Source organism: Pseudoalteromonas sp. PB2-1 (assembly GCF_045040605.1).
GTDB classification, from domain to species: domain Bacteria; phylum Pseudomonadota; class Gammaproteobacteria; order Enterobacterales; family Alteromonadaceae; genus Pseudoalteromonas; species Pseudoalteromonas arabiensis.
In genome coordinates this window covers 572243-596714 of sequence record NZ_CP090668.1, presented here as the reverse complement: position 1 = coordinate 596714, position 24472 = coordinate 572243, and the positions used below count along the sequence as shown (strand labels likewise).

Below are 24472 nucleotides of genomic sequence, written 5' to 3'. Positions count from 1 at the left end.
CTGAAGTGTAAGATTTGGAAATAAAATTTAAAGTACCCAATGATAGGTGAAAGGCCAAAGTAAGCCTTTCACCTAAACCAGTTACTTATTTATGGCGTTAATTAAGAAAGCTGAGATCTTTGCCCCTTCACGAAGCGTCGTCTCAGAACTTGTTTGACCAATTAAAGAGCTATCTGTGAATGGCGCTATTTCCATCATATCTGCCCCCGTTATCGGAAACTCATCAGCAATAGCAACTAAGATATCAAGTGCATGCTGCGGCGTTAATCCACCCGCTTCTGGCGTGCCGGTCGCTGATGCAAAGCTTTCATCTAATGCGTCAATATCAAAGCTAACATACAGCTCATCGATATTATCGGCTTTAAGTTGTGCAATTACTTCCTCTGCGACAGCTTGCGCGCCACGTTCTAAGATTTCATGAGCCCAATGCTGTTTAACACCAAACGTTGATTCCCAATGCTCTTTCGGTTTACCACTCGAACGAATACCAAACTGAATTAAATTACGCGGTGAAGGTAAATACTCAAGAATATGCGTACACCATGAGCCAAAACATAAATCAATACCTAAGCGTTCAACTAATAAGTCAGTATGTGCATCAAAGTGAATAATTGCCGTGCGCTTACCTGCATCACGTTTTGCTTTTAAATATGCTTTTGTTAATGGGTAACTGATTGAATGGTCACCGCCAATACCGAAAATTCCTTTGTCTGGGTAGTTAGCGTAAAAACCATCACACACATCTTCTGTAATCGACAAAGGTGATACGTGGTATTCACTGTTTTCGTCTGCGTATAGCGCCTTTTGACAGTTAGTGATTGTCGCATCGTTTAAATATTTATCGTGCAGTAAATGAGGGATAACACGTACATCACCAAGATCAAAAGCACGTGCTTGTGGCTGTTGATCGATTAAGGTTGAACGTAAAAATAACGGGCCCCAGTTAGCGCCTCGTAAAATACCACCACCACAATCAGAGCTAATACCCAAAATAACGGCTTTGTGCTCAGAATCAGCCAGTGTTTCAAGTGACTCTTTCCAAAGCACATCAACGTTATCAGTTTGCCCATAAAGCTTGGTACGTAATGCATCTTTTCGTTCCTTTGCCGTATTAACTGTAAAAACACCATCACCTGGTGGGCATAAGCACTGGCTTAATTTTTCATGGAACGCTTTTTGTGTGTTACTCATTTTCACTCCGCTGGTAAGTATCTGCATATTCATGCGTAATTTAAAAAATTACACTCTCCTTTACTTTTAACTATGTTCAACTCAATCAAAGGTAAAAGATAATAAAACTTGAAAAAACAAACAATTGATATAATTGAAGTTCTTTTTCAAAACAGAAGGATTTTGGTGGCTTATCTCGAGCATAAGCACCTTGCTTTTGGCAGATATAACATGGGGAATTTTAAAGTCAAACTTTGCAGCAACTTGTCAAGTTGCTGCGTTAAATTAATATTCAATCAGAGTGAATACTCATTATTCGTAGCCTCTCGGCTTTTTGGTTTTGATGACGGCAATGTAGGCGTGCCAGCTTGCATAACTAAGTAGTGGCATGATTACAATAAAACCAGCCGTGCCCGTTATAAAACCAACGAACACTAAACACAAAATTAATGCAGCCCAGACAATCATGGCGCCCACGTTATTTTTTACTGCACTAATAGAGGAAATAACTGCAGTCATGATATCTACCCGACGCTCCATCATTATTTGAGGCGCGAATGCTGAAATGGCGAAAACAGTGACTAGGAGTATTCCACCGACAATACTACCCAATGTTAAAAAAGCTGATAACTGTTCAAAGCTTGGATTAACCACATTAGGGTATAAAGCATGAATAAGCGCTGCCAATCGCATCCACACTATCATGATCACCATGAGTAAAACGGCAAACCCCCACTCCCCAGCAGGGTTCCTAAACATCGACTTTACGCTGTGTAGTAGTGTCGGTTTATGGCCTTTTTCTAGCTCCCACGCAACGTCATACAGCCCAGCAGCAAATGCAGGCCCCACTAATGCAAAACCAACCACGGCAGGTAAAATAACCAAATGCGTGTCGAACCTGTATACAAAAAACATAATCGCAGCAGGTATCAGGGTAAAAACTAACCCATAGACTAAACTGAGTATCGGTGCATTTGCGATGTCTTTAAACGCCAACGCCAACCAGTGAAAGGGGGCCATCGCAGAAATTTGAGTGCTTTGTAAACAACGAGCAAATTGTTGATGTTTACTCATAGAAGATGAAGCAGGCATAGTATATCCTCATTTATCATTATCTATTAAGGTTTAGGTTATCTGCTCGATTCTTGCAACAATCGCACTGCAGGACATCTGTCCTGTACATTCGCAGCAGATATATAAAGTATTACGCTTTAGCTAAAAATAAGGTTCAAAAATGGAAAAGGTATTTCACTTAGGACTAACACGTGACGACTTAAAAGGTGCAACTCTTGCAATTGTGCCTGGGGATCCAGATCGTTCTGCACGTATTTCTTCTCTTTTAGATGATCCTGAATGTCTTGCAAAAACCCGTGAATTTCATGTCTACCGTGGTGTCTTAAATGGTCACAATATAGTTGTTTGTTCTACTGGTATTGGTGGTCCATCTACATCAATAGCCGTTGAAGAACTCGCACAACTTGGTATTAATACCTTTTTACGAATTGGTACGACTGGCGCTATTCAACCGCATATCAATGAAGGTGATATTTTAATTAGCCAAGCGTCAGTTCGCTTGGATGGAGCAAGCCAGCATTTTGCTCCTCTTAGCTACCCCGCTGCATCCGACTTTTTTGCCACACAAGCAATGGTCAATGCCTGTAATGAGTTAGGTATTCAATTCCACATTGGCATAACTGCGTCTAGTGACACCTTTTACCCGGGGCAAGAACGCTATGATACCCATTCGGGTTATGTGCCTCGCGCTTTTCAAGGTAGTTGTGAAGAATGGCAAAAGCTGGGGGTAATGAACTATGAAATGGAATCAGCGACCTTATTCACTATGTGCGCTGCTTTAGGGTTACGTGCGGCTTGTGTAGCTGGGGTGCTTGTTAACCGCACTAAACAGGAAATTCCTAATGTAGACCACGGCGAGATTGAAAGAAAATCAGTCGCCGTAGTTATTGAAGCTGCAAAACAATTACTCGGATAAAGCAACAGTAATATGTTCAAATGCTGGTGAGAAGTCAAAACTTGCCAGCACGCTTTTCGTCACCTCTAATTGGTTCTCTGCACCTTGTGTTTCGAGCAAACTAATCGATTCCACATTTTCACCAGTAAACGCGACTCCAGCCAGATACAGTTGGCTTAATGCACTTTGCAAAGGTGACAGGCTTGGACTATATGCTGCATTCTCCGCATACCCACCATAAAAATCTCCATGTTCATAGGTAGCGATCTTCACAGCACTGTAATTGCTTGTATAAGGCACATAAGAATTTGATGCTGTCATAACTAATTTTTGGTCAATGTTATCTATATCAATAAAGTTAACCGCTTGGCTCGCGCTAGATAATAAGCTTACTCTGTTACCTAAATCTTTTGGGCCAAATGCATTAGGGAGTAGTTCGCGTAGGGTAAAATCACGCTCTGGAAGATGAATGTCAAGGGAGTCTGCGGTGTTTAACTCATTCATAAACTGACGACAATAGCCGCATGGAGCGTCACTTATCGCTATTTTTACTATACGTGACGCACCATTTAACCAAGCATTATTTATCGCCGATTGTTCTGCGTGAACAACCAAGCTGAGCGCTTGATGTGAGAACTCGACGTTTGCACCAAAATAAAATTGCCTGTCACCTTGTTCTGTTATTCCAAGGGCTACTGCGCCTACATAAAATTTAGAGATAGGTGCAACAGAAAATAGGCTAGCGACTGGCACGCAGGCTTTTAAAAGCTCTAATTCGCTAACTTGGTGCTCATTGCAAAGCTGCAATATGTCACTGTGAGATAAAATACCGCGCTTCGTTTTAAGTTCAGTAAAAAGTGTATCTTGTTGTTGTTCGGTAAAGCTAAATACCGCTTGCGTTTGCTCTGTTTGACTATGTTCTCTATTACTTGATGTCATAACAAATTATATTTATTAATTGGCTATACAGTGTAAAAGTTTACATCATGAAATACTAGGTTTTCATTGTCATTCTAAAACTAAAACAAGCCTCATATCTCAGTCATTAAAGTTAATTTATTGCGCGACCAGCCAAGTTTTAGCCTTTTGAAAACATTCAAAGTTTTCGGCATGTAGGTTATAACGTTTCGCTTTTTGAACAAACAAATCATGCATAAAACCATCAAAACTAACTACGATCGCTACACAGGCTTTTTTTAATGAATGAGCAATCACTGGCATAATGTTGAATAACTCAGCAGGAGCAAAATTATGGGTTAACTCTGACACATCAACTAAGATTTTATCTGACCCATATAATAATGAGTATTGATGAGCTATCTGGTAAAAATTAATCACATCCTGTGCACTTGCAGTCCCTCTTAACGTCATCATTACCAATGACGTTGTTGTATCATAAGTGATACAAGTAGACACGTTCGACATAAACTAACTCGGGAAAAAAACTATAAAAGGCTTAAGCAATGGGGGCAAAAGCCGAGCCATTCTAGTGTTATCTTTTAACGAGTCAATAGCCTAACCCTAAATAGGTCTGACCAGAAACAAAAACCATACTTTAGAGCTACCTAGTGTTAGGCCATTTGTAACGGCTTTTAACAGTTAACTTACTTTTATTGCAACTAAGGATTTTCCCAGATAAGAATAAGCTTTTTCAGATAACGCTCAGTCTAAATACAATTTAAAGTACTCACCTTAACTTAGGCTGTGCATCAACCCCCCTCGCTTGTTGCTTTGGTTTTTTATAATTAAACGGATTAATGTGTAATGAGAGCTTGGATCTTATTTTTTATTTGCTTACTTTTCATTGGTAACTTAAGTACGGTTCAAGCAGAGACAGTGTCTAAAGAAGAGTTTCTTCAATTACGGGAATCTATCCGCCAAGCCTATGCTCGCTCTCCATCAGAGGGTCTTGAACGAGTCTATTTTCTGCTGACTAATAAAGCCTTTACGCTCGAACAAAGTATTATGGTAACCAACTACAAAGCTTGGTTTCTGCTCGAAAATGACGAATTAGAGCAGGCAATGGAGACAATCGTTGAATATAAAAGTATGGTTTCTCATTCTGATGAAAAGAGCTTAATGTATGGTTATTTCAATATATCCGGTGGCATTTATGCTCGTTTAGGATTATACAACGAGGCATTGAGTTACTATCGAGATGCTATGCCATTTGCTAAATCTAGGGATGAACGCCTTGTTTATCAAACAGAAAACAACATTGCTAGCATCTACTTAAAATTAGAACGTTTCGATGAAGCATTAACAACCTTTGAGAATTATAAGCACTATGCGCAAGCCAACAATCAACACCTCAATGAATCGTTTGCGACAAATAATATAGCAGCCTCTCTCATAGGCCTTAAAAACTATTCTGAAGCGCTAAATATATTAGATCAAGCCATTACCCTGCAAAAGCGACACAATTTTACAAATCATTTAGCTACAAGTTTAGTGCTCAAAGGAAAAGTGCTTCGCTTAACTAATCGATTATCTGAGTCCGAGGCCATACTTATTCAGGCTATCGAGTTAATTAATAGAGAAAAAATCGATAACGAATACATGGATGCTATTTTGTGTTTAGCTGCCACCTATAACGTTCAAAATAATACGGAAAAGGCCATTGAATTACTTACATCAGTGAGCTCAAAAAACTATAAGTATGTCGATTTCAAAACCGAATTAGATATTACTAAGTTTTCTTCTCAGTTGTATGAAAAACAAGGCAACTTGGAAAACGCGTTATCTAGTTACAAACAATATAATGAAATTAATACTGCCGTATTAACACGCCAAGCCAGTGTAAATATTGCTAAAGCACTCGCCGAAGCTGACTTAGCAGCCAAAGAGGTAAGAATTTCAGAACTTACCAAAGCGGAGCAAATCAAGGCAACTAAAGCAAAAGCGTTTAAAGAGCTGACAATCGCTATATCGATATGCCTTATTGTTATCTTATTTGGCTCTTTTGCTGCAATTCATAGTATTGATAATAAAAATAAAAAGCTAGCCAATGCACTCAAACAACTTCATGATACCCAAAAGCATTTAATCGAAATTGAAAAAATAGCGTCTCTGACAGCGTTGGTTTCAGGTATGGCGCACCAATTAAACACGCCTATCGGCACAATTGTCACTGCCAGTTCTTTAATAGATGAATATTTATTATCAATCTCAGAAAAGTTCAAAGCTCAGCAGCTGACCAGCAAGTGTTTTCATCAATTCATTACTAACACAGCCAGTGCGAAAGAATTGGTCATAAGTAATATTAATCGTCTAGCAAGTATCGTCGAAGAGTTTAAAGCACTCAATGTATCGATTGCTCTTGATAAACCACCCGTTGAAATTTCATTGCCTGATTATTTGAAGCAACAACTCTCCTTTTTAGACAATTATTTAGGTAAGCAAATCTCATACACTGTTACAGGTAGCAAAGTATCCATTGTTTCGCACCCCTCTATCATTACAGACGTACTTAAAACCTTGGTAATAAATAGTTATGAACATGGCTTTAAAAACCAAGACAACGGCAGTGTTAATATGCATCTTGTTGAGCATGGAGACTACGTCGATATTATCTATCAAGATAATGGCATGGGCATTAAAGATGAAATTTTATCAGAGATTTTTACACCTTTTTACACCACAAACTTAGGTGAGCAACACTTAGGTTTAGGCTTGAATGTGGTATTCAACGCTGTTCAATATAACTTAAAAGGTGAGATATGCACCGAGTCATGTGAACACGGCGCACGGTTTATTATTACTCTGCCTCTAGATGTTCGTTTAGTTACAAACAATCAAGAGGCATTTGATTAGCCAGTATTACGCATACCCGCAGCGATTCCTGTCATGGTGATCATCAAGGCATTGTCGATATCACCCTCAGAGCTTTCATCAGCTTGTCGTGAGCGGCGCAACAACTCAACTTGTAATAAGTTAAGCGGATCGGTATACGGATTACGAAGCGCAATTGACTCTTTAATCCAAGGTTGATCTGCCAGTAAGCTTTTTTGTGGGCTGAGTGACTGTACAAGTTCAATCGCTTCGCTTAACTCTTGGCGCAGTTTTATGCCAAGAGGTCGATATTGCTCAGTGACTAATGCATCGTCGTAATGCGCACTCAGCCAACTATCAGCTTTACTGAATACCATTTCAAGCATCTCTAAACGAGCACGGAAGAAAGGCCACTGTAAGCTCATTTCGTGGAGTGTTTCAATCCCATACTTATCAAGCGCAGCCTTAAGCCCTGTTAATGCCCCAAGCCATGCAGGCAGCATCAAGCGGTTTTGACTCCAAGCAAATATCCACGGAATTGCACGTAAGCTTTCCACGCCACCATTAGGATTTCGCTTCGCAGGACGTGAGCCAAGCGGCAATTTCGATAGCTCCTGCTCTGGGGTTGCCATTCTAAAGTAAGGTACAAAGTTTTCATCATGGCGGACAACTGCACGGTAATGCTCACATGACTCATTACTGATAAGCTTCATAACATCACGCCACTCGCTTTTAGGCTCTGGTGGTGGCAATAAGTTACTTTCAAGCACTGCACCGGCATAAATGTTTAAGCTTTGTAGTGCAACAGCTGGTAAACCAAACTTAAAGCGGATCATCTCCCCTTGCTCAGTTACCCGCAACCCCCCTTTTAAAGAACCTGGAGGTTGTGAACGCAATGCTTGTGCAGCAGGTGCACCACCACGGCCAACAGTACCACCACGACCATGAAATAAAACAAGCTCAATACCGCGTTGCTCTGCTAATTGAACGAGCTTATCCATTGCTTCATATTGTGCCCAGCCTGCGGCCATCATACCCGCATCTTTTGCTGAGTCAGAATAACCAATCATGACATTTTGCTGATTTTTAATATGACCACGATACCATGTGTTATCTAGCAGGCATTCAATTACATCTTTACCTGCATTTAAGTCATCAAGCGTTTCAAAAAGTGGGGCAACAGGCAAATTAAACGTACAGCCGCTCTCTTTAAGCAAGAGTTGTACGGCTAAGACATCGGATGCCGTTCGTGCCATTGAGATTATATAAAGACCAAATGTCTGTGAGTCCTGAGCTGCAATAACATCAAAGGTATCAAGAACCTCTTTCACTTCAGGACTTGGTTGCCAATGTTTTGGAATGAGCGGCCTGCGAGAATTTAGCTCTGCAAGTAAGAACGCTTGTTTGTCATCTTCTTGCCACTGATGATAATCACCTAAACCTAAATAACGTGTTAATTCAGAAAACACATCACTATGACGAGATGAATCTTGGCGAACATCAAGCTTAGCGAGTCGCAGGCCAAAGCTATTTACACGGCGTAAAACATCTAATAGCAGACCATCGGCAACAACTTTCATGTTGTTTTTAAGCAATGAGCGATAACAGACATCTATCGGTTGCTTAATTTGTGCTATGTCAGTGATCAAGTCTTGCGCATCAGTGCGCTTTTGTTTGATCTTTGCCCCTAAGTGGGCAACCGTTTCAACAATTTGATTTCTTAACTTTTTAAGAACAGCACGGTAAGGTTCAAATTCTTGCCCTGCAAGGGCTATTAGCTCATCACTGGCTTCTGACATGGATAGCTCATTACTGAGTGTTTCAATGTCACGGGAATATAAATCAAGCGCCATCCAGCGGCCGTGATCAAGCACTTGCTGAGTCACTTCGGCGGTTACAAATGGGTTACCATCACGGTCACCGCCCATCCAAGAAGTAAACTCAATGGGGCTATAATCAATAGGTAGCTCTAGATTTAGTTGAGATTTAACATCTTGGCTAAACTCGCGTAAAAAACGCGGCACAGCATGCCAAAGGCTATTTTCAATGACTGCGAAACCCCATTTAGCTTCATCAATTGGCGTTGGCCGTGAGCGACGAATATCATCGGTATGCCATGCTTGGCTTATTAGCTGCTCTATGCGATTTAAAAGCTCATCACGTTCGGTTGGTAAATTATCTTTGCGCTCAAGCGAGGCTAAGCAATCACTTAATTCAACGTGTTTATTGATCATAGTACGACGTGTCACTTCTGTTGGGTGAGCTGTCAGTACAAGGTTTATGTGGAGTTTTGAGAGAGTTTGCGCAAGGTTATTAGGGTCAACCTGCCCTTGTTTTGCCGCTGATGCTAACGCTTTTAATGTTTGAGTGAGAGGGTTTAGTTGGCAAAAACCAACATCATTAAAGCGCGATACTGTATGAAATTGTTCAGCAACATTAGCAAGATTCAAAAAATGATTAAATGAGCGTGCAACCGGTAATAGTTCTTCATCTGTGAGAGCGTGTAGTACATCGATAAGTGCTTGCCTATCAGCTTCGTTACCACTACGTGACGATTTAGATAAAGCGCGAATCTCTTCTACCTTATCTAAAATGGCTTGACCCTGAGCATCTTTAATAGTTTGACCCAGCATTTGTCCAAGCATACTAACATTACCGCGAAGTGCAGCGTATTGTTCACTCATTCTCATACTCCTTTCTTTAACTAAGTTGAAAGTACTTACTGCACAGTATTTAAGCTTGCAAAAATGCCGCTAAATACTGATCCTTTTTATTAATATCATTGTCAGCGTTAATTTAATAGATCGAATTTTCTAACAAACTCGTAAAAAAGAATAACCAATATCTCAACATAAAAGTGTAATAAATACGCAGTTTGGTTAAGTGTTGTATTTTGCGATACAGCTAATTGGTAAAATGGACTTACCAATTAAAGTGGTAAAATCCCCATGTGTTAAGGCATCCTTGATGTGCGCGTGGTCAACTTTTTACCCTTCACTTACTCTGCGCTTTAGCTTTGCTCTATAAGAAAAGGAGCTGCTGTCACTTTATTAGTGGGTGATAGTTTGGACGAAATTTTTTTCAAAAATTTTTAAAACAGGTCAAAAATGCAACTATATATTCTTTGTGGAGCAAGTAGTGAGATTGCAAAAGCCTATTTCACAACACTCAATGAGCATTTATCGTCATGTCTAATAGTGACAATTAGTCGACAACCTCAGTTCGCTGCTGACAACCCACCTATAAAGCACAGCAATAAACACCTTCATTTTGAAACAGATTACAGTGAAGCAAGTTTATCGGCGATAGCAAAAACACTCACAGAACGACAGATCCCTTTGAGTGAGTTAGTTATTTTTAATGGGATTTTGCATGATCTAAACAACCAACCAGAACGTAAACTTGAACAAATTTCTGACACGCACTTTATTAATAGTATGCAAACAAACGCGCTACTGCCAATTCGTTGCGTAACGGCCTTTTCTAGACTATTGAATACCAAAACTAAAAGCGTTATCTGTGCACTGAGTGCCCGTGTAGGCAGTATTAATGATAATAATTTAGGGGGTTGGTATAGTTACAGAGCATCAAAGGCCGCATTAAATATGTTATTTAAATCAGCAGCAATTGAGCTTAGCCGTCGTTACAAACAAAATCGTTGTGTGCTTTTCCATCCAGGCACAACGGATACACCATTATCAAAGCCTTTTCAGGGAAACGTGCCTGATGGAAAGCTCTTTACCCCTTCGTTTGTATCAGAACAGTTATTTAAATTTCTTTCAGACACTCGCTTTTTAGCTAATTTTGACAACCCTGCTTATTTTGATTGGCAGGGACAACCCATAGATTGGTAATAAGGAACTTCATGCATTTAACAAAACAAGCAATTGCAAACCTTGAAAACCGTTATCGCGCTCATTTAATTAATAGTTTATCAGGGTTCAAAAGCGCTAATTTAATAGGTACTCAAAATTGCCATAATCAAACAAACCTCGCTATCGTCAGCTCAGTATTTCATTTAGGTGCGCATCCTCCGCTAGTGGGTATGATAATTCGCCCTCACTCTGTACCGAGACACACCCTTGAAAATATTCTTTCAACAGGTTGTTACACCATTAATCAGGTTAATAAAGATATTTATCATCAAGCACACCAAACATCTGCACGTTATGATAAAGAAGAATCTGAGTTTGATGCTACAGGGCTAGAAACACAGTATTTGAATGATTTTTTAGCGCCTTTTGTTGCAAACAGTCGGTTAAAATATGCTGTTACCTTAAAAGAACATCACCACCTAGCTATTAACGGTACTGAATTGATTATAGGTGAAATAACGGATGTACACTTAGATGAAAATTGCCTAGCTGAAGACGGCTTTGTCGATATTGAAGCTATCGATACTGTCGCTGTAAGCGGGCTCGATAGTTACCATGTAACTGAACGTTTAGCCCGCTTAGCTTATGCTAAAAAGTAAGCACTAGATTATAAATGGCTTAGGCGCATGCGTCAGCACATCAAAGCCCGTTTCAGTAACAACGATGTCATCTTCTAAGCGCACACCGCCGTAGCCTGGTATATAAATGCCAGGCTCAATGGTGATCACATTGCCAACCTCAAGCTTGTAGTCTGTCAGTGTGTTGATAAATGGCACTTCATGTAAAAATAGCCCTAAACCATGACCAAGGCCTTTACCCGCATATTCGCCAAAGCCTGCATCAGCAATCACCTTGTTTGATATAGCATTTAAATCTAAACAATTAATGCCTGGTTTAACCATTTCAAGTGCCGCATTTTGTGCATCAAGCACCGTGTTATAAATACAGGTTTGTTTTTCTGATGCTTCGCCAATAATGTAACTGCGTGTCATATCCGAGCGATAGCCATTCACAACCGCGCCAAAATCAAGCGTTACAAAGTCTCCTTGCTTTAAAACCTGATCTGATGGATTACCGTGGGGCAAGGCTGAGCGCTCAGCAAACAGCATAATGGTTGCAAACGACATTCCTTCTGAACCTAGCTTTTGCATTCTAAATTCAAGCTCTAAGGCCAAGTCTCGCTCAGTCACACCTGGTTTAAAATAAGGTAACGTTTGTGCTAATGCTTCATCAGCGATGGCTGCGGCCGCTTTGATTTGCGCAACTTCCCAGCTATCTTTAACGCGCCTTAGTTTTTCTATTAAACCGTTTACAGCTGTTAGAGTGTGGCTGTTAAGCTCATCTACTACACCTTGCCAAATCGCTACTGTGACATAACTTGCATCAAATGCGACATGACTGTTTGGTTTAAGGTGCCTATTAATACAATGACCAAGGGTTTCGTTGTCTCTGTCTCGACAAACAACTTCAAAACCCGTTGTTTCTGCGATTGCACGTTGATGGTAACGATAATCTGTGATCAGCACACAATCATTTTGAGTGATTAATGCATAAGCAGCATTACCACTAAAGCCACTTAAGTAACGAATATTTTCATGACCTAGAACTAACATGGCGCTGTAATCGTGTTGTGCTAGCAAGGCTTTAAATTCAGCTTGTCTTTTTAAGTAATTAACTTGCATTGTCGCTCCTTATTTTTTGCGCATGCTAACAGTAATAACCATAAATAAGAATATTATGCGATTAGTCGCAGTGAGTTTGCATCAAGTGTTTACTCAAGCCACAATGCACAAAAAACCAAGGAGTACACGATGACAACATACGGTATTGGCACTCAAACGCCAGAGCAGGCGCTTGACTCTTTGTCAGATATGACAACAGATTTAACCCCTATTCAAAATGACGAATTTCATGCGCGTATCGCAAAAGCACAAGCGTATATGCAAGCAAATAATATTGATGCAATTTATTTAAATGCAGGTACTAACCTAGCCTACTTTACGGGTATGCGTTGGTACGCAAGTGAGCGCTTAGTGGGTGCTATTTTACCGGCTAAAGGTGATGTGCAATACATAGCGCCGTTTTTTGAAATCGGCAGCTTAAACGATTTCATGGTGATTGATGGCCCAATTCGTGGCTGGCAAGAGCACGAAAACCCATACCAGTTGTGTGTTGATGTACTTTCAGAAATGGGTATTAGCAAAGACGGCACCCTTGGTATTGATGAAAGCGCACAGTTTTTCATCTACGATGGCATTAATAAAGCGAACAGCGATTACAACATTGTTAACGCACAGTGCGTAACAGCTCACTGCCGCATGCATAAATCGGCTAATGAACTTGCCTTAATGCAACGTGCTATGGATATGACTTTAGAAGTACATAAAGCAACGGCAAGTATGCTTTATGAAGGCATTACCACCACAGAAGTCGAAGCCTTTATTAAAAAAGCCCACCAAAAGGTCGGTGCACCAGGTAACTATTTTTGTATTGTGCTGTTTGGTGTTGCGTCATCTTTCCCGCATGGCGTTAAAAACCCGCAAACCCTCAAAAAAGGTGATGTGGTACTGATTGATACTGGCTGTAAAATACATGATTACCTCTCTGACATTACCCGTACGTATGTATTTGGTGAAGCCAACGAACGTCAACGTATGTTTTGGCAACACGAGAAAAATGCCCAACTTGCCGCTTTTGCTGCCGCAAAAATTGGTGAACCATGTGGCAAAGTAGATGATGCAGCAAGACAGTACCTAGCCGAAAATGGCATGGGGCCAGAGTATCAAACACCTGGCTGTCCACATAGAACCGGCCATGGCATTGGTTTAGACATTCATGAATGGCCATACCTGGTCGGTGGTAACCCTACCCCACTCGCTGCAGGCATGTGTTTTAGTAATGAGCCTATGCTTGTAATACCGGATGAGTTTGGTATTCGCCTAGAAGATCACTTTTATATGACAGACGAAGGCCCGCGTTGGTTTACCGAACCCGCTCATAGCATCGATGACCCATTTGGTTTGACTAAATAAAATTAAAATAACTTTTAAAAGGCCAGTGTTCTGGCCTTTTTTGTATCTGAATTATTACATTCTTTAACAGTGTGAACATTTTAGAGACAACCTAACCGCTTTTATTATGTTATGATTTTAAGAATTTAACCTAAATACCACATATAATTACGGAGAATAAATGGGTTTACGTTTTAAAGTCCCGCATACGCTTATCTTACTGCTAAGTATGATGGTCATTGCACTTATTGCTACTTGGCTAGTACCACAAGGTTTTTTCACCACAACACTCAGTGAATCTGGTCGCGAAATGGTCGTTGCTGGCACTTATCAAACGGTTGCTGAGCGCCATTACTTAACCCCCTGGGATTTATTACAAGCCATCCCCCGCGCGTTTGCTGCTGCTCAAGATGTTATTTTCTTTGTGTTAATTGTTGGCGGCGTATTAGCTGTTGCACGTGCCACAGGTACAGTCGATGCACTTATTGGTAGGCTTTTAGAGCGCCACGGTAAAAAGCCGCAACGATTAATCTTTATGGTGGTATTTTGCTTTGCTTTAGCATCAAGCAGTATTGGTACCGCCGGTGAATACATTCCCTTTGTTATTATTCTCGTCGCGCTTTGTAAAGCAATGCGCTTAGATGCTATGACCGCTGTAGGTATGATAGTCGCAGGTTATGGTATTGGTTATGGTGTATCGGCATTTAACCCATTTACCGTATTAATCGCACAGCAAATTGCAGGTATTCCAGTTTATTCTGGGTTGTGGTTACGTTTAGCTATATTTATTCCATTTGTGCTAATAGGTTTTCATCATGTTTGGCAATACACCAAAAAGGTAGCTAACGATCCCTCTAAATCAATGATGATTGGCGTACCTTGCCCACTTGAAAATCAAACAGCCACCAGTTACCCAGCACTTGCCCTGCGCCATAAACTTATTTTAGGCAGCTTTATTATTACCCTTGCAATTGCAGTATGGGGCATCGCAACTAAGGGCTGGTACTTATACGAACTAGGCGGTGTTTTTATTGCTTGGGGTGTGGTTGTCTCCATTTTAGGCAAACTCTCTGCTGATGAAGCAGCAAACAAATTTATAGAGGGCGTGTCTGATCTTGTTACAACCGCAGTCTTAATCGGTGTAGCACGCGGTATCGCACTTATTTTAGAAGACGGTCAAATCCTCCATAGCTTGGTACATGGCATGTCGTTACCGCTATCTTATGTATCAGCAGAAATATCTGCAATTGGCATGTTGGTTATTCAAACCCTGCTTAATACCTTTATTCCTTCTGGTTCAGGGCAAGCTTATGTCACCATGCCACTCATGGCCCCGCTGGGTGATTTAGTGGGTGTACCAAGACAAGTTGCCGTGCTTGCTTATCAATTTGGTGATGGCTTTTCCAATATGATCATTCCGACCAACGCCGTACTTATGGGTATTTTAGGTATGGCAGGTGTGCCTTACGGACATTGGTTCAGATTCTGTTTACCACTGCTGATTAAACTGATGGTCGCAGCGTCAGTTGTATTAGTATTAGCTGTAATGTTTGGCTATGGCTTAGATGTGCAGCCCACACTAAATTAACTTAGTTGATTTTAAAAAAGCGCCCTAGGCGCTTTTTTGTTGTGTATTGACTAGAGGAAATGCTGCGAGCAGGTGTATAGATTCTTTGGAGAGCCCATAACTGTAAGCTAAATTTTTCAATATAAACAACCACCATCAAAAATTTTAACCCAATTTATATCCATACACTCCATTGAGTAACTATCACCTTGTCAACAGCAACCAACTATTTTAGTCCTTACTAACTTGCTTGTTAGGCACTTCTTCTGGGAGAATCTGCTCTAGTTTTAAACCGTATTGTTCTTCATTAAGTACATACTCTTCTTTTAAATATTCGAAGAACTGAGTTAGATGAACATAATGCTCTTCATAATCATCACGGTCACGTAGAGTTTCACTTTTTAATAATTGCTCGTTATATAAAACAGAATCTCGTATCGCAGATAAAAGCATTGGAACATATGCTTTAGGTATTTTCATCTTATGCAACCTCTTTAACAACTGATTTTGCCAACTGATTAAGTAAAAGTTTAAATACAGTTAAAGGCATATTATATGCTGGGGCGATTGTATAATGATAGGCGCCTAACCTTGAGTTGTAGTTATCTTTTATAATAGCTAACCCCTTTGGTAAGGGTGTCCCAGCAGATATTCTATAGTGTTCCCAATTAGGGCCTTGAGGAATACCAGGCTTATCAAATGTACTTATGCCTCTAGGACTTTCTTTAACATTAATCTTAGCGTTTGCACCTTCACCGATTACACTAATATCCGCAGGTCTCGGACGACCGTTTGATAAAATAACGTCGTCTTCAATTAATTCGAATAACTCCATATTTTTTTTGACATTTAACCCTCTCCATAAATTTACAGGAACCATTCCCTCGTAATATTTATGGATTTGTCCCTTATCTAACAAAATATCCTTTAACAATGTAGTACTTTCCATGTTATCTCCTTTTTACATTTATCATGAGCATGATACTTAGCGCTGCAGCTAAAATTTTAGTATTTATTAGACACTAAATAATACTTATACCGTCCCTAGTAGAGCTAAACACTCGTTAAGCGGATAAAAAATGGTTAGCTTTAATCGCGAAGCGATGGCCAACTGTTTTCACTCTGTTCAAACTGATTACCATACAAACTAGGGCGGGTCAATAATATATTTAATAGATTGACTAAAGCATTGAAAATATAATTGCTTATTAATGAAAATTTAATACATAATAAGCGTTAAGTAATGCAGGGAAAGCATACATAACACTAGCTAAGCTACAAACCCTTTTTTACATAGTGAAATAACCCACAGTAAATATAATATTTATAGCTGGCAATAAATAACACTATTTGCTAATAATAGAAGCTCATGAAATAAGGACGTTTCCCGTAAAAATAGAGAAAATGTCCCCTGATAAAGCTGTTAGGTTTCTTATGACATTGTCCCATCACTTTAAAAAGCAATACGAATTTATTGAAAACTCATCTGCACTGTTTGATCTCGGAAAAACAAATGAGGCTGTTAGGATAGCTACTTGTTTAAGGGTATTAGTACACGATACGAAAAACTCTACTTCTCTGCTTAAATTAATGGAAAAAAAAGAAATCTTAAAAATTAGATCTACTTCTGCATTTTTTGACGGAGTGAAAAGCTTTGGGTTTTCTTTAACTGGAATTATGTCCACCGGAAATATAAATCGTCTCGTTCCAAACTTACATAGGATACATTATGACAAAGAAATTAGTGTTGACGAATGGTGGAACGAAGTTGTGTTTGCAATGCCTGAACTAGGAGCTTTTACTAGGAAAGATTTTGTTTTAATTGCAGCAAATAAAGATGGGGGAGCTCATGTAGATAAACTTCCTCAAAAGTATCAAAAACTACAAGAAGGTGAAGCTGGTATTAGCATTCAACTCGGGAGTGAAATCCAAAGTAACTTTAGTGAAATGTGGCCATGCCTTCTGAGGCAATTAGCTTGGGAGTTTATTAATAGCCCCGACATCCTTGTGCTAGCCCACAAAACCTAACAAAGCCACTTTAAACGTAACAAGAACAGCCTGCTTAAATGCATAAAACCTAAAGCTTTAAACTTTACGTTCTATACAGCACTTTAATTACGTGCCAGCCAAAGCGAGTTTTCACTAAATGTGGCTCTAAGATTTCGCTGCTGAATGCTACTTTGTCAAACTGTGGCACCATTTGACCACGTCTAAATTCACCCAAGTCGCCACCTTTTTTACCTGACGGACAGGTTGAATGTTTTTTAGCTAGCGTCTGAAATTTAGCACCCTTTTTAAGTTGCTTGATAATGTCTTCAGCTTGTTCTTTGTGTTTAACTAAAATGTGCAGTGCGTGCGCTGTATTTGCCATGGGAGATCTCAAAAATTTAAACGCGCGTATTTTATCACGGCTAAGCTAGCACAGCCACAAGGCTTACTTGCTTTTGTCTGTAGCTTGTAAAAAACCTTTCACTAAACAGAATTGTGCTAAATAATAACTACACATAATTACGATATCAGCGTAAGAAAAGGGCATATAAAAACGATTCAAAGCCAGTATTGAGTCAGATATAACAAAAACCGCCCCACCTAATACTAAGAAGCCGTTCGATTTATCTGTCATCCAAGTAAGGCTTGCCATTATCATCAAAACAATCGTATAGAAAACCACAGGGATAAGCATTTCATTTAAAGTGGGATACAATAAGCAAAATACCCCTATCGCTAAAAATAAATAAAGCAGCAACACATCAATGCGGTACTTTTTAACGGGTAGCATTGTGATGATGTAAAATAAGTGACTAACAAAGAATGCAGCTAAACCGCCTATAAAAAGCTGTCCTGTATCAAGGGCTAGCAGTACATCCCCTAATGCGGAAAAGCTAAGAGCTAATAATAAAGTAATAACAGTACGACTTTGAAATTGCCCTCGATATTTAACTACCATCACAATTAAAAAGAGTATTGGCATTGCTTTTAATAGCGCAGTAATAGCTTGTGGAAGCGCAGGTTGTAACATCAATAGAGCGATGTAAAACGTTGCTAAGAGTAAATAGAGAATGTTCATTTTTTTGTTATTGTTGTTCGTTCCCAATAACGACAATAGCAAGCTTTAAATAAAAAGTTTATAGAAAATGCTGTTTTTGTTTTTCTGTCAGTAATCTGCACTGTGTTTGCTTTCCAAAAAATCGGTACCGGTTACGACCAACCCAATCATAAAAACGATCACGCAAGCTTTTTGGGATTAAATAAAGCACTTTAGCTACAGAGAATGGAAAGCCTAATTTAGTGGCAATAAATAACACTGCATCACTTTGTTTATATAGCTGGTTTTTATCAATCACTAACATTGAGGAAAGTGGATCGTCAACTTGATGCGCCTTTAATAAACGTTCACCTTTATCACTTTGCATGGGGCATAACTTAAAGGTTATTTGCTTATCAAAGCGAAGAATAAAGCGCACACAAAAATGGCACAGGTTGCACTGACCATCAAACAAGATAATTGGGTTACTCGTTGGCAAACCTAACCGCTTACTTGTACAACTTGTTTGCCAGTTAAGCCACCAGCAAGTTGTTTATTTAATGCAGTTGAAACAGCTTCAGCGGTAAAATCTACAGCATGAATTTGCGGCAATTTGATCTCGCCTCTAGCTGCATTATCAAGTAATAAATTACCCATAAAACTCAGCCTTTGCTGAGCACATAAGCTATTTGCAAGCCACGCACCGCCTAAAGACACAATGCCAATGTTAGGTGCACGCCTGAACATGAGCTCTTGTTCAAATTTAGGTAGTTCATTTAAACACGCAATGTGGCCACAAAAACGCATTAACTCAACGTTACGAATGGTGGTATCACCACCAATACAGTCAAGCACGGCATCAAAACCTTGGGGGCCAAGCTCACGACGAATCTTATCTTCAAGTTTTGGGTCTTTGTAATCAAACACCACATCAGCACCTAGTTGCTTAAGTAACTTATGATTGTGTTTGCTGGCAGTGGTAAATACAGTTGCCCCACGTTGCTTAGCAAATTGAATAGCAAACTGACCTACCCCCCTGCGCCTGCATCAATAAACAGTGAATCCCCTTCGCTTAGCTGCAACTTATCAAGGGCAATTAATGCCGTCATACCTGAACACGGTAAGGTTGCGGCATCGCACGGTGAGACGTTATCTGGCACAACCGACACTGCATAGTTTGGCACTGTTGTGTATTCAGATAATACACCTTGGTCGCCAAGGCTAGCGTGCCACACAACACGTGCGCCTACGCCAGGAAACACACCTTTATTGGCATGAATCACAACACCCACAGCATCATGACCAAGTATATGGGGATAACTCCACTTGCAAAACCCCTGCTTTGCAAAGTTAGCATCCCCATGGTTTAAGCCCACATATTCAACTTTGATCAAAAGCTCGTTGCCTTCAGGGCAAGGGACTGGCACAGATAACTCCGATAACGCGATAGCGTCATTAGGCTCAAGCAGTGCTAATGCGCGCATTGTTGAAGGAAGATCTGTGTTTTTTTGAATATGTGACATTTAATACTCTGAGTTAAAGGTTGTTTAGTTCAAAGCTCCAGCGACCATTAAACGCTTGATAAGCGCTCACTTTGGCCTGCAATGAAGCAATGGTTGAATCAACAGCATTTTCTTGCGCTATTAAAACATCCTGTCGAGCATCTAACAACTCTAAGTAAGGAATTTGCCCTTCTTCGTACATTGCTTGTGCTTGACCAAATGCTTTATTCGCATAATTAAAACGCTCGTCAGCGAAGTTTAACTGCTCACTTTGTTTGACTAACCTTTGCAGCGTAAGTTCACTGTCGCTTATCGCTTTTAACACTTTACTTTGGTAATCACTATAAGCCGCTTCACTTAAAAATTGCTGCGCATCACGTTGAGCTAATAATGCAGGATAACTCAGCAATGACCATTCAACTTTTGGCGTCACTTGCCATTGTTGCACGGTATTTTCTAAGCCATTGCTAGTTAAACTCACTACGCCTGCAAACCCTGCCAGACTAATATCGGGCAGTAACGCTTTGGAAGCTGCAACACTCAGTGAATAAGCCTGACTAAACTGATACAAGGCACTGGTGATATCGGGTCTCAGTGCCATTGCTTCACTGGCTTTATTAAACGACACACTAAATTCGTGGCTTAATAACTCAGGCTCTTCTATCAATGATATGTCACTTGCGAGTCGCCCTGTCAGTACCGCAAGGGTTGCCAAGTCGCGATATTGCAAATAACTAAGCTCAGGAATAAGGGCTTGTTGCTGCTTTAACTGAGCAAGAGTACGGTTAAGATCAAGCTCATTCGCAACCCCCTCTTCTACTCGGGCTTTGAGCACATCAATACTTTGCTCGAGCGCTTCGATTTGCATCTCAATAATAGCTTGCTTTTGCACATTACCTTGATAGCTTACATAGCCTTGCACTACGGCTGAAACCACTTCAACCTGTAATGCTCTGAGCTGCTCTGCTTGGTTAAGTGCCCCCGCATTGGCAGCATCGACTAACGCGGTAATTCGGCCAAACAAATCAAGCTGCCAGTTTACGTTTACCCCTGCGTTTGATTGGCGCGTAATTGCGCCATCTAAACTGCTCCGCTCTGCGCCCACGCTTAGGCTGCCCTGCGGATAATAATCCGCACGGGCTGCACCTAAACGGGCAATGGCTGCATCCAGTTGAAGTTGACTGGTTTTTAAATCGTGATTCATTGCTAATGCATCAGTCACTAAATTGTTTAACTGTGCTGAATCTAAACGACGCCACCAGTTATTTTCGCTCGCACCTTGGTTTTGTTCACCAATTTGTGTATCGCTTACAAATTGTGTCAGGCTCACTTGCTGCTCTTGCATATCGACGCTTTGAGCGCACCCAGCTAATACGCCAGCTAACAGTATTGCACTTAAAACTTTGCCTTGTTTAAAGATTGCATGAAGAGGCTTATGCATCATCTTGCTCCTTCTGCGATTTTTTCGTTACTAACATATAAAACACCGGGGTGAATAATAAGCCAAACACAGTGACACCAATCATGCCTGAGAACACCGCGTTACCCATAGCATGACGCATCTCAGCACCTGCGCCTGTGGCTAAAACAAGGGGTACAACACCTGCTGTAAAAGCAATTGACGTCATTAAAATTGGACGAAGTCGTAAGCGACACGCTTTAATAATGGCTTCAAGGTGAGGCATTCCCGTTTTATGCTGATCTCGTGCAAACTCAACCATTAAGATGGCATTTTTACTTGCTAGTGCAACGAGTACAATTAATGCAATTTGCGTAAAGATGTTGTTGTCATCACCTACAAGCCACACACCTAACAAGGCCGAGAAAATAGTCATAGGCACAATCAAAATAATCGCCAGTGGTAGTCTTAAGCTCTCGTATTGCGCAGCAAGTACCATGAACACGAGCAATACAACGAGTGGGAAAACATACACCATGGTATTACCCGCTAATATTTGCTGATAGGTTACTTCTGTCCACTCAAACTCAATACCATTAGGTAATGTTTCTGCAAGAATTGCTTCAATCGCATGCTGTGCTTGGTCAGAGCTATAACCTGGCGCTGGGCTACCATTTAGTTCAGCTGTAGGGTAACCGTTATAGTGCATTACACGATCTGGTCCTGTTGTTGGCGTGACCGTTAATACAGAACCAAGTGGCACCATCTCACCCATGCGGTTACGTACTTTAAGATTCAAAATTTGCTCAGGATCTTGGCGATAATCAGCATCAGCTTGTGCATTAACCTGATAAGTACGACCAAACAAGTTGAAGTCATTCACATACATCGAACCTAAGTACACTTGTAAGGCATTAAATACTTCATCAAGTGGAATGCCTTGAATCAGCGCTTGCTCACGGTCAATGTCTATATCCATTTGTGGCACTTGAATTCTAAAGCTTGAGTAAAGCCCCATTAATGCAGGATCTTGCTGCGCTTTAGCAATGGTTGCTTGTAAGCTATTAAAGAGTGCTTCAAAACCTTTGTTAGCACGGTCTTCAATTTGCAGTTTAAAGCCACCTGTTGTACCTAAACCTTGAATTGGCGGTGGCGGAAATACCGCAACAAACGCTTCATCAATAGTCGCAAACTTTTGATTTAACTGCGCCGCAATCGCCATTGCCGACATACTCGGATCTTGACGCTCTTCAAAAGGGGCAAGCGGAGTAAATACAATGCCGCTATTAGGACTATTAGTGAAACCATTCACCGATAAACCAGGAAACGATACTGTGTTTGCAACACCCGGTACTTGTAATGCAATTTTTTCCATTTCTTGCACAACTTCTTGGGTTCTATCTAAGCTTGCCGCATCAGGTAACTGTGCAACAGCCACTAAATATTGTTTATCTTGCTGTGGAATAAAGCCACCCGGTACAGCATCAAATAATTTAACTGTGCCACCCACAAGGGCAACATAAGCAACGAGTACAATCACACTCATACGAATCAGTTTTTGCACCAGCTTTTCGTAGCCATTTGCGCCTTTATCAAACAAGCGGTTAAACGGTTTAAATAGCCAGTTGCCAAATACGCGATTTAATAACTTAGTTAAGCGGTCTGGTTTTGCATCATGGCCTTTTAATAATAACGCCGATAACGCAGGCGATAGTGTTAACGAGTTAAACGCTGAGATAACCGTCGAAATTGTAATAGTTAACGCAAATTGCTTATAAAATTGACCAGATAACCCCGTAATGAAAGCCGTCGGAATAAATACAGCACACAGCACTAAGGCAATAGCGATAATTGGCCCAGTTACTTCTGTCATGGCGACACGGGTTGCTTCAAGTGGTGATAAACCTTGCTCGATATTACGTTCAACGTTTTCAACTACAACAATGGCATCATCAACAACAATACCAATGGCAAGCACCAAGCCGAATAACGATAAAGTATTGATTGAAACGCCAAGCCATTGCATAACAGCAAACGTACCAATCAAAGATACGGGTACTGCAATAAGCGGGATAACCGATGCACGCCATGTTTGTAAAAACACCACCACAACGATAACTACTAACGCGATTGCTTCAAGTAGTGTTTTGATAACAGCATCAATAGAGCCACGCACGAAAATAGTTGGATCATAAACTATGTCGTATTCAACACCTGCCGGAAAGTCTTTTGATAGCTCTTTCATGGTTTCACGTACTTGATCCGAAAGCTCAATCGCATTAGAACCAGGGCGTTGAAATACAGGCATAGCCAAGGCTGGTTGACCATCTAGCATTGCTCTTAGTGCATACGTATCTTGGCCTAACTCAAGGCGTGCAACATCACTTAGGCGTGTAAGCTGACCTTGCTCACCCACTTTGATGATCACATTTTCAAATTCTTCTTGTGAGCTCAAGCGCCCTTTAACATTCATCAGAATTTGAAATTGATTACTTTTCGACGTAGGTTGTGCACCTAAGCTACCCGCAGCAACCTGTTGGTTTTGCGCGCGTAATGCATTTACCACATCCATTGCTGTTAAATCACGTGCCGATAGCGCATCTGGATTTAGCCATACCCGCATTGAGTATTGACCACCACCAAACATGCGTACATCCCCCACCCCAGGAAGACGCGCTATTTGGTCTTTGATATACAGGTCAGCATAATTGGCTAAGTAAGTCGTATCATGGGTCTTTTCTGGTGAATATAAATGCACCACCATGGTTAAATCTGGTGATGATTTTTCTGCTACAACACCTAAACGCTGAACTTCTTGTGGTAAGCGTGGTAGCGCACTGTTAACACGGTTTTGCACTTGTACTTGCGCACGGTCTAAATCAGTGCCTAACGCAAAGGTTACCGTTAACGTCATACGGCCATCACTGGTTGCTTGCGAAAACATATACAACATGTTTTCTGTACCATTGATTTCTTGCTCAAGCGGCGTTGCCACCGTTTCAGCTATCACCGTCGGGTTTGCACCTGGGTAACTTGCCGTTACAACAACTGTTGGCGGCACCACCTCTGGATACTCACTCACCGGCAATTGAAATAACGAGATTGCCCCTGCGATAAGAAAAATAAGCGACAGCATCGCTGCAAAGATGGGTCGCTGGATAAAAAAGTGTGAAAATTTCATTT

General features: G+C 40.6%; 20 protein-coding genes and 1 pseudogene. 7 read left to right on the top strand and 14 right to left on the bottom strand.

Annotated elements, in window-relative coordinates:
* Positions 1-81: 81 nt before the first annotated feature.
* Together L0Z67_RS19635 and L0Z67_RS19630 are read right to left on the bottom strand one after the other, a co-directional pair.
* Positions 82-1191, bottom strand: coding sequence for an arginase family protein (locus tag L0Z67_RS19635; RefSeq protein ID WP_062567941.1), 1110 nt, complete (start codon positions 1189-1191; stop codon positions 82-84).
* A 291-nt stretch (positions 1192-1482) separates the two neighbouring features.
* Complete coding sequence (locus L0Z67_RS19630) at positions 1483-2262, bottom strand: DUF2189 domain-containing protein (RefSeq protein WP_062567942.1); 780 nt, start codon at positions 2260-2262, stop codon at positions 1483-1485.
* 142 nt (positions 2263-2404) lie between these two features.
* On the opposite strand from L0Z67_RS19630, the gene udp reads away from it, so the two are divergent.
* Entirely contained in the window at positions 2405-3160 is a 756-nt protein-coding gene (gene udp / locus L0Z67_RS19625; RefSeq protein ID WP_062567943.1) for a uridine phosphorylase, read from the top strand.
* Here udp and cdd read toward each other — a convergent pair.
* Both cdd and L0Z67_RS19615 read right to left on the bottom strand, forming a co-directional pair.
* On the bottom strand, positions 3149-4078 hold the full coding sequence (gene cdd / locus L0Z67_RS19620) for a cytidine deaminase (protein WP_237127470.1): 930 nt from the start codon (positions 4076-4078) through the stop codon (positions 3149-3151). The two genes, udp and cdd, sit on opposite strands and share 12 nt — an antisense overlap.
* Before the next feature lie 117 nt (positions 4079-4195).
* Entirely contained in the window at positions 4196-4564 is a 369-nt protein-coding gene (locus L0Z67_RS19615; protein WP_237115598.1) for a hypothetical protein, read from the bottom strand.
* Between the two features lie 339 nt (positions 4565-4903).
* Between L0Z67_RS19615 and L0Z67_RS19610 the strand changes: the two genes are divergently transcribed.
* A complete protein-coding gene (locus L0Z67_RS19610; protein ID WP_392353311.1) occupies positions 4904-6952 on the top strand; it encodes a tetratricopeptide repeat protein in 2049 nt (682 codons plus the stop codon).
* Here the strand turns inward: L0Z67_RS19610 and ppc are convergent.
* A complete protein-coding gene (gene ppc, locus L0Z67_RS19605; protein ID WP_392353309.1) occupies positions 6949-9594 on the bottom strand; it encodes a phosphoenolpyruvate carboxylase in 2646 nt (881 codons plus the stop codon). The genes L0Z67_RS19610 and ppc overlap by 4 nt on opposite strands.
* 423 nt (positions 9595-10017) lie before the next feature.
* Here ppc and L0Z67_RS19600 point away from each other — a divergent pair, with 423 nt between their 5' ends.
* Together L0Z67_RS19600 and L0Z67_RS19595 are read left to right on the top strand one after the other, a co-directional pair.
* Positions 10018-10764 carry an SDR family NAD(P)-dependent oxidoreductase gene (locus L0Z67_RS19600; RefSeq protein WP_392353307.1) on the top strand — a complete coding sequence of 249 codons (747 nt, stop codon included), beginning with the start codon at positions 10018-10020 and terminating at the stop codon, positions 10762-10764.
* Between the two features lie 11 nt (positions 10765-10775).
* Entirely contained in the window at positions 10776-11384 is a 609-nt protein-coding gene (locus tag L0Z67_RS19595) for a flavin reductase family protein (RefSeq protein ID WP_392353305.1), read from the top strand.
* A gap of 3 nt (positions 11385-11387) precedes the next feature.
* Here L0Z67_RS19595 and L0Z67_RS19590 read toward each other — a convergent pair whose 3' ends face one another.
* A complete protein-coding gene (locus L0Z67_RS19590; RefSeq protein ID WP_392353303.1) occupies positions 11388-12467 on the bottom strand; it encodes a M24 family metallopeptidase in 1080 nt (359 codons plus the stop codon).
* Positions 12468-12596: 129 nt separating this feature from the next.
* On the opposite strand from L0Z67_RS19590, the gene L0Z67_RS19585 reads away from it, so the two are divergent.
* Both L0Z67_RS19585 and L0Z67_RS19580 read left to right on the top strand, forming a co-directional pair.
* Positions 12597-13817: a M24 family metallopeptidase gene (locus L0Z67_RS19585; protein ID WP_392353301.1), complete on the top strand. Its 1221-nt coding sequence runs from the start codon at positions 12597-12599 to the stop codon at positions 13815-13817.
* Between the two features lie 160 nt (positions 13818-13977).
* Positions 13978-15384: a YfcC family protein gene (locus tag L0Z67_RS19580; RefSeq protein WP_392353300.1), complete on the top strand. Its 1407-nt coding sequence runs from the start codon at positions 13978-13980 to the stop codon at positions 15382-15384.
* A 210-nt stretch (positions 15385-15594) separates the two neighbouring features.
* Here the strand turns inward: L0Z67_RS19580 and L0Z67_RS19575 are convergent, their stop codons facing one another.
* Both L0Z67_RS19575 and L0Z67_RS19570 read right to left on the bottom strand, forming a co-directional pair.
* Entirely contained in the window at positions 15595-15816 is a 222-nt protein-coding gene (locus L0Z67_RS19575; protein ID WP_341804809.1) for a hypothetical protein, read from the bottom strand.
* Between the two features lie 28 nt (positions 15817-15844).
* The gene (locus L0Z67_RS19570; protein WP_237115607.1) at positions 15845-16312 is read right to left on the bottom strand and encodes a hypothetical protein; all 468 of its coding nucleotides are present in this window, start codon (positions 16310-16312) and stop codon (positions 15845-15847) included.
* Between the two features lie 485 nt (positions 16313-16797).
* Here L0Z67_RS19570 and L0Z67_RS19565 point away from each other — a divergent pair, with 485 nt between their 5' ends.
* Complete coding sequence (locus L0Z67_RS19565; RefSeq protein WP_237115608.1) at positions 16798-17391, top strand: hypothetical protein; 594 nt, start codon at positions 16798-16800, stop codon at positions 17389-17391.
* 64 nt (positions 17392-17455) lie between these two features.
* On the opposite strand, the gene ppiC is transcribed toward L0Z67_RS19565, so the two are convergent.
* From ppiC to L0Z67_RS19535, 6 genes and pseudogenes are all read right to left on the bottom strand, one after another.
* Positions 17456-17734 (bottom strand): peptidylprolyl isomerase PpiC, encoded by a 279-nt coding sequence (gene ppiC / locus L0Z67_RS19560; RefSeq protein ID WP_392353296.1) that lies wholly within the window; start codon positions 17732-17734, stop codon positions 17456-17458.
* Between the two features lie 63 nt (positions 17735-17797).
* Entirely contained in the window at positions 17798-18430 is a 633-nt protein-coding gene (locus L0Z67_RS19555) for a lysoplasmalogenase (protein ID WP_392353294.1), read from the bottom strand.
* A gap of 58 nt (positions 18431-18488) precedes the next feature.
* Complete coding sequence (locus L0Z67_RS19550) at positions 18489-18863, bottom strand: thiol-disulfide oxidoreductase DCC family protein (protein ID WP_405128753.1); 375 nt, start codon at positions 18861-18863, stop codon at positions 18489-18491.
* A 26-nt stretch (positions 18864-18889) separates the two neighbouring features.
* Positions 18890-19911: pseudogene (locus L0Z67_RS19545) on the bottom strand (zinc-binding dehydrogenase).
* A gap of 13 nt (positions 19912-19924) precedes the next feature.
* A complete protein-coding gene (locus L0Z67_RS19540; RefSeq protein ID WP_392353290.1) occupies positions 19925-21331 on the bottom strand; it encodes a TolC family protein in 1407 nt (468 codons plus the stop codon).
* Positions 21324-24470: an efflux RND transporter permease subunit gene (locus L0Z67_RS19535; protein ID WP_062567956.1), complete on the bottom strand. Its 3147-nt coding sequence runs from the start codon at positions 24468-24470 to the stop codon at positions 21324-21326. Before L0Z67_RS19535 ends, L0Z67_RS19540 begins: the two co-directional genes overlap by 8 nt.
* Positions 24471-24472 lie beyond the last annotated feature (2 nt).